Below are 13,084 nucleotides of genomic sequence, written 5' to 3' on the forward strand. Positions count from 1 at the left end.
TAGGGTGTGGGTAGTCTTTTTATCTATTCTGCCTACTCCTCTTTTGAACTTGATAAAAACGCTAGTATGGCGAAAAGGAAAAAGCTAACAACAACCGTCATGCCTCCACCAATATAGAGCCCAAGCTGTAGCGCATTCGGAATAGCAAACGGTTCATTTGTATACAGCCACATACCGACTGTAAGAAGCACAGCACCAACGATGCCTGTCCACGCTTGCAAACTTGCTAGTAGCTGTTGCTTCGGCTTATAGAGCTTATGAAAGACACTCCAAGCAAAAAGGGTTAACCAGCCTAAAACAAGAACATGGGCATGAATAGCAGATAACGCATAAGATCCGCCTCCTGCCATATGCGCCCCCATCATCACACCCCATAAACCAAATAACGAGGACACGATTAACAATAGCTTTGAATGGTTCATTACGTAATCTCCTCCTTTATTTAATATTATAGCTATTCCTTATGAACGGATATACTTTAAAGGGAAAGACAGGTACCTACTGAATGCCAGATCATTATCCATCGTATTCTTCTAAAGTAAGGACAATTTCCGTTCCTTCGTTTTCAATTGAATGCAGTTCAAATGAGCCGTTGTGCTTCGCGATAATTTCCTGAACGATGGATAGCCCTAACCCAGTTCCCCCATCCGTACGACTTCTTCCTCTTTTCACTCTAAAAAACCGATCTGTTACGTTAGCGACATCCTTTTCAGGAATGCCAAATCCTGTGTCTTTTACAATCACCTTCGCCTTTCCATCCTCTACGGACAAGGTGATTGTAATGGGATGACCGCTATTGCTATAGGCGATTGAATTTGTTAATAAATTTATAAATACTTGCTTCATTCGGTCACGATCTGCTACCACAATACTTGCTTCGTCTAAATCAAGCTGAATCGGTATGAGCTTCTCATCTGCCCGAATACGAACGGTGTCAACAGCTTCTCGAATTAGTTCAGCAAACACAAGCGGCTGCTTATCCAGTGTATCCCCGTCTCCCTCAAGTTGAGCAAGATCAAGTAAGTCATTGACTAATCGATTCAGTCGATTAGCTTCTTGGGTGAGTACCGTCAATCCTTTTTTCTTATCAATGACCCCTTCTTCCATTCCTTCTATATAGCCAATCATATAGCTAAGGGGTGTCCGGAGTTCATGAGCAACATTTGCTAAAAACACACGACGATTTGATTCTACTTGGTCCAAAGAATAGGCCAATTGGTTAATTGAATTGGCTAACAGTACAAACTCGTCTTCAGACCGAACGAGCTGAATACGTGCAGAAAAATCACCTGACTCCATTTTCTCCGCAACTTGCTTCATTTTTAAAAGTGGCCCTACAAGCTGTTTTGTCAGGCGACTACCCATAAATAAAATAACTCCACCTGCTAATGTAACAATGAGTACAAGCCACCATGCGACGTTTGAAAATAACTCGTATAAGTCGGTGAGCGGTTGTGAAATAAACACCGCTCCCTCAAGACGGCCATCTTCCCCTATAAATGGAATCGCTACTCCAATTAATTCTTGTTGGAACCGTGGATGCTCCCGTCTCACATAGACTGATTCACCTTGCAATAATACTTGTCTCTCAGCGAATGAAATCAATTCTTCACCGAAATCATCTTCGAAAGGCGCTCCTCCCGCAAGCTCCATCGGATCTTCTGTTACCACATAATGGGCATCTGATGTTTCCTCTGACCAATCGAGAAATTCATAAAAATCCTCAGTCAATCCTTCTTCCTTATAAAAGGCTGCAAGTGCTTGTCCTTTACGCTCAAATTGGCTTATTTGCTGATCGACATATAGCCGTTCATATAAAAAAAAGATCAATAGGCTCGATAGAACCATAACAGCAAGAACCGTTAATCCTATCCCCATCCAGACCTTCTTCTTGATTGAAATTGATTTCATTCATTTTCTCCAAACTTATAGCCTATTCCCCAAACGGTTTGAACTTTTTTTCCGTTCTCTCCTAACTTAAGGCGCAATGTCTTAATATGGGTATCAACAGTTCGCAAAGAGCTTGTACTAAGATCACTCCAAATTTGTGTAAACAAGTGTTCTCTCGTGAACGAACGGTTTTTATGTTCAGCTAAATACACAAGTAAATCAAATTCTCTTCTTGTTAACGGGACCTCGTCCTCGCCTACAAATACCATTCGCGCGTCACGATTAATTTGAAGGTCATGAAAGACCAGACGATTTGGCTGTTCATTCATTTGATACGAGCGTCGCAGTGTTGCTTCTATCCTAGCCATTAGTTCCCTTGGACTGAAAGGCTTCTCCATATAGTCATCCGCACCAAGCTTTAATGCTTTTACTTTGTCTTCTTCATGACTTCGAGCCGTGAGCATGATGACTGGTACGGCATACTGTTCGCGTATAGCCTTACACACTTCAAAGCCATCTGTTCCTTCCATCATAATATCAAGGATAACGAGATCAATGGGATGCTGTCCAAGGAGGCGTAAAGCGTCTGTACCGCTCCCTGCTTCTAAAGGTCGGTATCCTTCCTTCTTGACATACGTTGATACAAGTTTTACTAAATCCGGCTCATCATCAACAATAAGGATCGTTCGTTCTCTACTCATTTTACCTCCCCTGACACGACTGCATATGGACCTGCTCCGACTTCAATATCTGATTGTTTTTCCAGTGTTTCGCTTGATAGAAAGGATAATGAATGGCTATCAAAATTACTAACAACAATAACCTCTTCATCGACTTGAATATAATTAGGATTATGACCAACGTCTGATGTCGCTACTACTTCATCAGACCCACCATTAATTTTATACAGGTGATCATTGCCATGCGCAATCGCGTAAATGATTCCATTTTGACCATCTCCATCAATTGCAATAGGCATTAAGCCAATATCTACGGTACCTACTTTTTCACCTGTTTGGACATCGTAACGGTCGATTTGATGGTTTAACTGTCCTGTTGGTCCATGACCACCGATCCAAAGATTGTTGTCTTCTACATACATACCCGACGCACGATCTAATACAGAAAATGACTCTTTCATGTCTAATGATTCCCTGTCTACTGTAACGATTACGTTATCCTCTGCACATAGGGCAAACAATGTACTTCCTTCTATCTCTAATTCTGTAGCCGGGCACGCTAATTGCATATCTTCTAGCCGCTCACCTTGCAACGTTCGCCATTCTACCTTGTTTATTGTAGCGTAAGCTATCATTAGAGAGTCTGTTTTAGCATCATACATTACATCACTTACGGGCTCATCTAACTCGACGATAGGTGAAACCTTTCCAGTCTCTAAGGAAAAAGTCGAAAGCATGCGAGACTCGTTTGACAAGAAAACAAATTCTGTATCATTTATCGCAATCAATTGCTCCCAAATGGTTGAAAGTGCTGTCATTTTCTCTACTTCTAGATTTTCTTTGTTAATAAAAGCCAGCGTAGGTTCTTTAACATGCGAAACAATGTAATAGGAGCCGCTCTTCTGAGGAATATCGATTTGTTCACTCTGGCAAGCAGAGAGAAAAGCCATCATTATTGCAGCAATTGTCATGAAACGTAACAACCCTTTTCTCCCTCCTTTTTTCCGCATCAGTATAGCATATAAATGTGAAATCTATACGAAGTACAGAGAACCTTACCCGAGTTTGTTCTTCACTTCCTCTACTTTGGCTGGCCTACCTAGAAGATACTGAACAATGCCCATGCTAATGATAACTACAATTAGAACATAAAGGGCTGGTTTAAACGTTCCAAACACATCAAACAAGGTTCCAACCGCTAACGGCCCTAAGGCAGCAAAAATATAGCCACCACCTTGATTTAGCGCCGATAACGCACTTGCTTTATCGGCTGTATCCGTTTCAATAATGGGGATCATAAGGGCTAGTGGAAACAACCCTCCAGCACCAAACCCAATTAATCCTAAAGCAAGTAAAGGATGAACACCTACAAGCAAACAAATAACACCGACTAATTCGATTGCACTGCATCCGATAAGAGCAGGGGTAATGTAACCATACTTTGAAACAATACTCGGTAGCACCAGCGATACGGGAATTTGAATAAATTGAAAAACCGTTACCCCTGCTGCTGCCATCGCTGTAGAGTAACCGAAGCTCATGACAATGGGTGCTGCCCACGCTGTTACAGTATAGAAGACCGTTGCCATGAACCCGAAAAATAGTGTAATCAGTAACGCACGTTTATCCTTAAAAGGCAGTGTTGAATTGGTTGTCTTCAATGCTGTTGGTCGCTTTTGTATTAAGCCGATCCAAGCAATTAGCGCGAATACTCCTAAGGCACCCCAAACAGCTAGTGCCAGCTGCCAGTTTCCTGAAAAGCCATCATAAACAGGAACAGCAAAGCCCGTAGCAATTCCTGCACCTATAACAAGGGATACAGAATAGACGCTGACAAACCCAGGTTTTGTAGGGAAATGTTGCTTTATAAATCCTGAAAGAAGTGGACCCGCTAAACCAATGCCAATCCCAGCTAAGAAAGCTGTTACCACAAGCAACATAACAGAGCCAACAACACCCCTCATCAAGGTTGCGACAGTAATAAAAATTAATGAAACAAATATAGCTCTTTCTAAACCGATCTTCTTACTAATAACAGCCGCAAAAGGCGAAAAAATTCCCATACATAAAACAGGCAAAGTTGTCAGTAAGCTTGCTGTCGCTCCACTCATACCGAGTGAGTCTTGAATGGATTCTAATAAAGGTGAAATCGATGTAATGGCTGGTCGCAAATTTAATGCAGCCAAGGTTAAAGCAAGCAAATAATAAAACGTACGCATAGTCTCTCCTGCCTCATTTTCTTTTTCTCTCTCTTTGCAAAGAATACGTAAAAATCTTTTGACTCGTCAAGTTTGTAGAACTTATTTAATTAGATTCACGTACTTATTTTGCTTCTACCATTTTACAAAAAAAACGCATAAACAAATACAATAAAATTTCTCATTTTTAAGATATTTATGTTTCACTTTTTTAAAACGTCCGTTACAATAATGTTATGTTGTAATGTTTTATTGTTTCTTAAGAGGGTACAAAACTGTAGAGATCTTTTTTCCAAAACTTACAAGCTTATGTGAAGGAGCGATTAGTGTGCGTAACCAAACTCAACATTTCATTAACGGTGAATGGATTGATTCAACCGACTCTAAAACCATTGACGTTATTAATCCAGCAACAGAAGAAATAATCGGTCACGTTTCTGCAGGTACTAAAGAAGATGTTGATAAGGCAGTTTCCGCGGCAAAAAAAGCATTTCCATCATTTTCAACCTCTACAAAAGAAGAACGGATTCACTGGCTAAAAGCGATTGCTGAAGGATACAAAAAACGAAGCAAAGAGCTAATTGATGTCATGACTGACGAGCTTGGTGCACCACTTTCCGTTTCAGAGAACGTTCATTTTAAAATGGGGCTTGCTCACTTCAAACAAGCAGCAAAAGCTTTAGAAACCTTTTCATTTTCAGAAGAAAAGGATGGCCACACACTTGTGAAGGAAAGCATTGGTATAAGTGGGCTGATCACGCCTTGGAACTTCCCGACAAATCAAACAGCAACAAAAATTGCAGGCGCCATTGCAGCGGGTAGCCCTGTCGTATTAAAACCAGCTGAAAAAACACCGTATGCAGCGATGATTCTTGCCGATATTATTCATGAAGCAGGCGTTCCAAAAGGTGCCTTTAACCTCGTTAACGGTACTGGCGATGTAGTAGGAGATACCATTAGCTCGCACCCAGATATTGATTTTGTATCCTTCACTGGTTCTGGGGCTGTAGGTGAGAAGATCATGCAGAACGCCTCTAAAACGATTAAGAAAGTTGCGCTAGAATTAGGTGGCAAATCACCGCTTGTCATTTTAGAAGATGCAGATATGGGCGAAGCTGCCAAGACAGCAGCTTCAAATATGTTCTTTAATACTGGTCAAGTTTGTACAGCTGCCACACGTATTCTCGTCCCAAAAGCAAAGAAAGACGAATTTGAAAAAGCGATGAAAGAGGCGGTTGCTTCCTTTTCAATGGGGAACCCAAAAGAAGAAGGTCATACAGCGGGACCTCTTGTTTCAGAAGGTCAGTGGAAAACCGTTCAATCTTATATTCAAAAGGGAATTGACGAAGGCGCCACTGTATTAGTAGGTGGTACCGGAAAGCCTGATGGATTAGATACAGGCTATTTTGCAAAGCCAACTGTCTTCTCAGATGTTTCAAACGACATGGTTATTGCGCAAGAAGAAATCTTTGGACCGGTGCTTTCCATTATTTATTATAGCGATATTGATCACGCCATTGAGATTGCCAATGATACTGTCTACGGACTAGCAGGCTACGTCTTTGGGCAAGATCCAGATAAACTACGCTATGTTGCTTCTCGTATTCGCGCAGGGCAAATTACGATAAACAATGCACGTACAGACTTTAACGCTCCGTTTGGCGGTTACAAACAATCCGGCATTGGACGTGAGTGGGGCGAATTTGGTATTGAAGAATATCTTGAAGTGAAAGCTGTACTCGGCATGCCATCATAACCTAAAAAAGCAGGCGCTTCCTCGCGCCTGCTTTTTTCAATTCCATAATTCTTTTCTTGACGTTGTAACCGCTCTTGCCCCAGCTTGAAGAGCGGTTTGAATGTCATCTACGGTTGTAATTAATCCTCCTGCAATGACCTCTATCCCTGTTTCTTCTCGAACTTTTTTTATATAGTCTGGCAAGACACCTGGCAACACTTCAAGAACATCTGGCTTTACTTCTTCCACTTGCTGATAACTTGTTTTTAACGCCATCGTATCAAGTAAAAAAATACGTTGGATCGCCAAAATGTTATTTTTCTTTGCGGTCTTTAGCATATTTGCTCTAGTTGAAATGACACCTGTTGGACGAATGGTCTGACAAATAAATTCTGCAGCATACCGGTCACTCTTTAAACCTTGCACGAGGTCAGCATGTAGAAGCATCTTTTTCCCTGCTTCTTTCGAAAGCTTTTTCATTTTTGCCAAAAGCGATAAATGCACATCAAGGACGACAAAGTAAACCCCTTCTTCCTTCATCACACGCTCAAAATCTTTCATGTTGTTTACTGCAGGTAATAATTGTTGACCATCAAACATTAATGTAAGCTCCTCAACGTAACTAGATTTACTTGTTCATTTAGTTCTTCACTGTAGCGTTGTTTCTCTTCTTCTGACCATTGTAGCAAATCACTCATCGCATTTAAAATACGATCTTTATAGGCATCCACTTGATCGATGTCAAACAGCAAATACGATACTCGTCGCATCAAGAAATCAACTGCTGTTACTGTCATCTCTTGCTCTATTCCATAGCGAAGCATCGCATATAGAGACCCTGGCAAGTCGTACTGATTGTTCTCCTCTATATAGGAAAACACGGCTGGGGCATTAGAACCGTAGCGTTCTGCGATTTCTTGTGCTTCGTCTTGCGTTAAGCCTTTTTCTACTCCGTCTCGAATCATCTTTTGTTTAAAGGCTTCATATTTAGCTGATCCGCCAACATGGCCGCCTGATAAAGCCATTTCTTTTGTTTGACAGCTCGGATAGCTCTTTCCTGTTTCTTTAGTAAGTTCTCCTGCTGCAATCGTGACAATGGTATCTGCCATTTTTCGATAGCCTGTAAGCTTGCCTCCTGCAATGGTCATGAGACCGCTTTTAGAGTGGAAAATTTCATCTTTTCTCGAAATCTCTGAAGGATCTTTACCGTCTTCGTGAATAAGAGGACGAATTCCAGACCAGCTTGATTCAACATCTGTTTTCGTTAAATGGTAACCTGGGAACAATTGATTCGTTGCATCAAGAATATAATTAACGTCATCGATTGTAACACCTGGCTCAGTTTGATCGCCTTTGAAGTTTGTATCTGTTGTCCCTACATACACCTTTTTCCCTCTTGGAATGGCAAACATCATTCTGCCGTCGCCAAAAGGGGTATCAAAATACACAGCGCGATGTAAAGGTAGGCGTTCTTTTGAAAGAACTAAGTGAACGCCCTTTGTATGATGAATGGACTTCCCTTCCCTCGAACGATCTTGTTCTCGTAAAGTATCTACCCAAGGTCCTGTTGCGTTAATGATTTTTCTTGCATAGATTTTTACACTTTCACCTGTTAGACGATCTGTTGCCTGGACGCCAACTAGCTTTCCATCTTCGTAAAGAAACGAATCTGCTTTCACATAGTTAATGAGCTTTGCACCGCGCTCCGCAGCACTTTTCGCCACTTCCATCGTTAAACGAGCATCATCTGTACGGTATTCTACGTACATCCCAGCTCCCTTAAGCCCTTCACTTGCTAAAATACTTTCTTTCTTTAATGCTTCTTTCGCGTTCATCATCGTCCGACGTTCGTCTTTTTTCACTCCGGCTAAGCGATCATATACAGATAATCCTAGCGACGTTGTAAAGGAGTTAAACGTTCCTCCTTTATAGAACGGGAGCATCATTCGAACTGGTTCTGTTACATGGGGCGCATTTTCATAAACAATGGCCCGCTCTTTTCCAACTTCTGCAACGAGTTTAATTTCAAATTGCTTTAAGTAGCGTAAGCCACCATGTATTAATTTCGTAGAACGACTGGATGTTCCTGCTGCAAAATCTTGCATCTCGATTAACCCTGTGTTTAACCCTCTTGTTTGTGCATCCAAAGCAATTCCTGTACCTGTAATTCCTCCACCAATGACTAATAAATCTAGCTGTTGCTCTTGCATGCTTTGAAGTGTGTCCGCTCTTGTAACTGTTGAAAATGGCATTGTTTTCCCTCCTAAGAAAATACAAAAAAAGGGGACCACAACATTCTCAAGCAGGCAGTTTGCCTACTTAAGTGCTGTAATCCCCTCATCGTCTCAAAGATTTTATCATTAACTTGTTACTCTTAGTGTACGCCTTTTTCTTTCGTTCGTAAAGTATTACGGTTTGAACGTCATTGTTGCGTCAACCGCTTTTTTCCAACCACTGTACAATTCGTTTCGTTCTTTCTCCTTCATATCAGGGCTGAACGAACGATCCATCTTCCATTGTTTCGCGATATCTTCCTTACTTTCCCAGACGCCGACTGCTAGTCCTGCAAGGTATGCAGCTCCTAATGCCGTTGTTTCTGTGACAGAAGGAATTTCTACTGGCGCATCAAGCAAATCGCTTTGAAACTGCATAAGGAAGTTGTTGGCTACTGCACCACCATCTGCTCGAAGTTTCTTCGATTCAATTCCAGCATCGCTCTCCATTGCTGTCATAACATCTTTCGTTTGGTACGCAAGGGATTCAAGCGTGGCGCGAACAATATGAGATCGCTCGGTTCCACGGGTTAATCCAAACATCGCTCCTCTAGCTTCACTGTCCCAGTAAGGTGTGCCTAAGCCAACAAAGGCAGGAACTAAGTACACACCATCTGATGACGTAATGCGTGTGGCAAGCTCTTCACTTTGTGGTGAATTTTCGATAAGCTGAATGCCATCGCGAAGCCACTGAATCGCTGATCCTGCTACGAAGATACTTCCTTCAAGCGCATACTCCACTTTGCCATCGATTCCCCATGCAAGGGTCGTTAACAGACCATTCTTCGATTCCACTGCTTTTTCGCCTGTATTCATTAGAATAAAGCAACCCGTACCATACGTGTTTTTGACCATACCTTCTTCAAAACAAGCTTGTCCAAAGAGAGCTGCGTGCTGGTCTCCTGCTACACCTGCAATCGGAATATTTTCACCAAAGAAATGATAGTCTACCGTTTCTGCATACACTTCTGAAGAGGAGCGTACTTCTGGTAACATACATTTTGGTATGTCTAGAATCTCTAATAATTCATCATCCCATTTTAACTCATGTATGTTGTACATGAGTGTCCGTGCCGCATTCGTATAATCGGTAACGTGTGCTTTTCCTCCACTTAGCTTCCAAATTAACCAAGAGTCAATGGTTCCGAAGAGAAGCTCTCCTTTTTCCGCTCGCTCTTTCGCACCTTCTACGTTATCTAAAATCCACTTTACTTTCGTTCCTGAAAAATAAGGGTCGATCAGTAGTCCTGTTTTCTTTCTAAACAGCTCATTATGGCCAGCATCTCGTAATTCTTTACAGATGCCTGCGGTTTGCCTAGATTGCCATACTAACGCATTGTATACCGGCTTCCCAGTTGCCTTGTCCCACACAACGGTTGTTTCACGCTGATTCGTAATGCCGATCCCTGAAATGTCTCCAGGCTTCACATCAGATTCAGAGAAAATCTCGGCAATAACCGCTAGTACAGATGTCCAAATTTCATTTGCATTATGTTCCACCCAGCCTGGCTTAGGAAAATACTGCTTAAACTCGCGCTGGGCTGTTTGCAGCATCTCCCCTTTATCATCAAATAAAATGGCCCTCGAACTTGTTGTACCTTGGTCAATTGCTAAAATGTATTTTTTCTTCATCATTCGTTCCTCCTCATCTCATTTTAAAATATCATTGTATAGGCGAATGCACCAATGACACCACCTGTAATTGGACCTAAAATAGGAATCCATGCATATGCCCAATCCGATGGTCCTTTTTTATTAATGGGTAAAAGAGCGTGGGCAATCCTCGGTCCGAGATCACGGGCTGGATTAATCGCATACCCTGTAGGTCCCCCAAGAGAAAGCCCGATAGCAATAATCAGTACACCAACGACAAGAGGGTTTAAGCCCTCACTGAATGTATTCGCACCGATTGCGAGTAGTCCAAATACTAATACAGCGGTTCCAATTAGTTCGGATCCAAAATTAGACGGTGTATGTTTAATCGCTGGCGCTGTTGCGAACACACTAAATTTAGCACCAGGATCGTCTGTTTTTTTCCAATGCGGGTAGTAATGTAAAAAGATAACAACGGCCCCAGCAATAGCACCCAGCAATTGTCCAATAATGTAGCCTGGAACCTGATTCCATGGGAACTCTCCAATTGCAGCAAAACCGATTGTTACCGCAGGATTTAAATGCGCTTCACTTACTGTTCCTGATACGTACACACCTAACGCTACCGCAAAACCCCAACCAACGGCAATCGTTAACCAGCCTGCACCCTCAGCTTTTGAATCTTTTAAATTAACTGCAGCAATAACACCTGCACCAAATATAATGAGTATCATCGTTCCTACAAATTCGGCAATAACTTCAGCCATTTTTGTTCCTCCTCTACTTCATCTGAGAAGCGTACGCACAAAAAAGAACAGCCTTTTTCACAGATCCATTACAGTCCGCAAAAAAAGCTGTTCCTCATACACTCATCAGCTACTTCTATTAACATGGTGCCATTATAGTATGAACAAGCTTATTTGTAAACGGATTCAATGATTCTTTCCCTATTCTTTCTACATATAAACAATTTTTCCTTTTTAAATAAAGGAAGATAAAAAAGAGATGCATAGATTAAGAATCTTCTGCATCTCTCATGAACGAGGTTAATCAAGAATTTCTGTTGGGAATGTTGAAAAATCAACATTTAATGCATGAGGAACAATGTAATAAACAGATAATACAATGATAATGGTTGCAAAGACATTTAACCAAAATCCAGCCCTTACCATTTCAATGATCTTCAACTTGCCTGTTCCAAAAATAATCGCATTTGGCGGTGTTCCAACCGGCAACATAAACGCACAATTTGCTGCCATTGCACAAGGAATCATAAGAGCAAACGGATGAATATCAAGTGCAACTGCAAGTGCCGCCACAACAGGTAAAATCATAGTTGCTGTTGCCGTATTTGAAGTAATCTCTGTTAACATCATAATTAATAATGTTGCACCACCAATGATTAACAACATGTGTAGGCCATCAAGTACCGTTAGTTGGTCTCCAAGCCAGTTGGATAAACCGCTAGATTGAAACCCTGCAGCAATCGCTAAGCCACCACCAAATAAGAGAAGTACGCCCCACGGGATGTCTTTCGAGTCTGCCCAATCTAACACTCTTGGCGTTGCTTTTGCCGGAATTAAGAATAGTAGCATAGCCGCTATAACAGCAATCATCCCGTCAGATATACCTGGCAATTGTACGATGATTGCGTCATCACCGGCCCAGAGAAATTCTCTCGAAATCCACATAAATGCAGCAAACAGGAAAACCATTCCAACAATTCGTTCTTCAAAAGACGTGGAGCCTAACTTTTGTCGTTCTTCAGCAATTAGTGCTTTACCACCTGGTAATGTTTTAATACTAGTTCTAAAACTTAATCTTCCTAAATAAAACCACGTAAATAGAATAAGTAACGCGACCATTGGTACGGAAAACAACATCCATGAACCAAAGCCAATTGACATACCGAATAACTCATTTAATTGTGCTACTAAGATTATATTAGGTGGTGTTCCAATTAGCGTACCTAATCCACCAATTGTACCAGCGTAACCCACACCGAATATAATGGCTTTTTCAAACTTTGGTATGTCTTTTTTACGTGGGTCGTTTTTCATTGCTTCTGTTACTTGAGCTGTAATGGCTAGTGCCATCGGTATCATCATCATAACAGCCGCTGTGTTTGAAACCCAAAACGAAAGAAAGGCTGTTGCCGTCATGAAGCCCAGTAAAATACGTTGTGTGCTTGTCCCGATTACCGATATGATAAAAAGAGCGATCCTCTTATGCAAATTCCATTTTTCCATTGCTGTAGCAATAAAGAAACCGCCAAGAAATAAGAAGATAATATCGTTTCCATACGATGATGCCACATCTGACCCTTGCATGGCCCCTGTCATTGGTAGCAAAATAAGGGGCATTAACGAAGTAGCTGGAATTGGAATTGCTTCAGTCATCCACCACGTAGCAATCCAAAGAGTAACCGCTAACACTCTTTGCCCATCGCCTGATAATCCAGCAGGTTCAAAGAATACTATTGTCAAAACAAATAGTAATGGTCCGAGTAATAAACCGACAAGCTGAGCCCTTGAATATGGCTTCTTATCATTCCCCCCATCAGGATTAACTGTTTTTTTCTGTTGCTTCTCTTTATGTTCAACTGCTTCTTTTTTTAGAGCAGCCGAGCTTTTATTTGCATAGGAGAAGATATTTAAAAGATCTTTTGTACGTTCAGATTGTTCCCATAATCGATTCCATGTAAGCTTCATACTT

11 protein-coding genes are annotated in these 13,084 nt (G+C 41.5%); 1 reads left to right on the top strand and 10 read right to left on the bottom strand.

Annotated elements, in window-relative coordinates; genetic code table 11:
• Positions 1-32: 32 nt before the first annotated feature.
• From PQ477_RS07045 to PQ477_RS07065, 5 genes are all read right to left on the bottom strand, one after another.
• Positions 33-422 carry a hypothetical protein gene (locus PQ477_RS07045; RefSeq protein WP_060705528.1) on the bottom strand — a complete coding sequence of 130 codons (390 nt, stop codon included), beginning with the start codon at positions 420-422 and terminating at the stop codon, positions 33-35.
• 94 nt (positions 423-516) lie between these two features.
• The gene (locus tag PQ477_RS07050) at positions 517-1,911 is read right to left on the bottom strand and encodes a sensor histidine kinase (RefSeq protein ID WP_144560317.1); all 1,395 of its coding nucleotides are present in this window, start codon (positions 1,909-1,911) and stop codon (positions 517-519) included.
• The gene (locus PQ477_RS07055; RefSeq protein ID WP_144560318.1) at positions 1,908-2,591 is read right to left on the bottom strand and encodes a response regulator transcription factor; all 684 of its coding nucleotides are present in this window, start codon (positions 2,589-2,591) and stop codon (positions 1,908-1,910) included. Before PQ477_RS07055 ends, PQ477_RS07050 begins: the two co-directional genes overlap by 4 nt.
• The gene (locus PQ477_RS07060) at positions 2,588-3,553 is read right to left on the bottom strand and encodes a YncE family protein (RefSeq protein WP_274273255.1); all 966 of its coding nucleotides are present in this window, start codon (positions 3,551-3,553) and stop codon (positions 2,588-2,590) included. Before PQ477_RS07060 ends, PQ477_RS07055 begins: the two co-directional genes overlap by 4 nt.
• A 72-nt stretch (positions 3,554-3,625) precedes the next feature.
• A complete protein-coding gene (locus tag PQ477_RS07065) occupies positions 3,626-4,789 on the bottom strand; it encodes an MFS transporter (RefSeq protein WP_144560320.1) in 1,164 nt (387 codons plus the stop codon).
• A gap of 307 nt (positions 4,790-5,096) precedes the next feature.
• On the opposite strand from PQ477_RS07065, the gene PQ477_RS07070 reads away from it, so the two are divergent.
• The gene (locus PQ477_RS07070; RefSeq protein ID WP_274273256.1) at positions 5,097-6,524 is read left to right on the top strand and encodes an aldehyde dehydrogenase family protein; all 1,428 of its coding nucleotides are present in this window, start codon (positions 5,097-5,099) and stop codon (positions 6,522-6,524) included.
• 36 nt (positions 6,525-6,560) lie between these two features.
• Here PQ477_RS07070 and PQ477_RS07075 read toward each other — a convergent pair whose 3' ends face one another.
• The 5 genes from PQ477_RS07075 to PQ477_RS07095 form a co-directional block, all read right to left on the bottom strand.
• Complete coding sequence (locus PQ477_RS07075; RefSeq protein ID WP_144560322.1) at positions 6,561-7,103, bottom strand: glycerol-3-phosphate responsive antiterminator; 543 nt, start codon at positions 7,101-7,103, stop codon at positions 6,561-6,563.
• Positions 7,103-8,755, bottom strand: coding sequence for a glycerol-3-phosphate dehydrogenase/oxidase (locus tag PQ477_RS07080; protein ID WP_274273257.1), 1,653 nt, complete (start codon positions 8,753-8,755; stop codon positions 7,103-7,105). Before PQ477_RS07080 ends, PQ477_RS07075 begins: the two co-directional genes overlap by 1 nt.
• A 156-nt stretch (positions 8,756-8,911) precedes the next feature.
• On the bottom strand, positions 8,912-10,408 hold the full coding sequence (glpK, locus tag PQ477_RS07085) for a glycerol kinase GlpK (RefSeq protein WP_144560558.1): 1,497 nt from the start codon (positions 10,406-10,408) through the stop codon (positions 8,912-8,914).
• A 23-nt stretch (positions 10,409-10,431) separates the two neighbouring features.
• Entirely contained in the window at positions 10,432-11,136 is a 705-nt protein-coding gene (locus tag PQ477_RS07090) for an MIP/aquaporin family protein (RefSeq protein ID WP_274273258.1), read from the bottom strand.
• Between the two features lie 279 nt (positions 11,137-11,415).
• The gene (locus tag PQ477_RS07095; protein WP_274273259.1) at positions 11,416-13,080 is read right to left on the bottom strand and encodes an SLC13 family permease; all 1,665 of its coding nucleotides are present in this window, start codon (positions 13,078-13,080) and stop codon (positions 11,416-11,418) included.
• Positions 13,081-13,084: the final 4 nt, after the last annotated feature.

Origin of the sequence: Shouchella hunanensis, from assembly GCF_028735875.1 — a bacterium.
GTDB lineage: Bacteria > Bacillota > Bacilli > Bacillales > Bacillaceae_D > Shouchella > Shouchella hunanensis.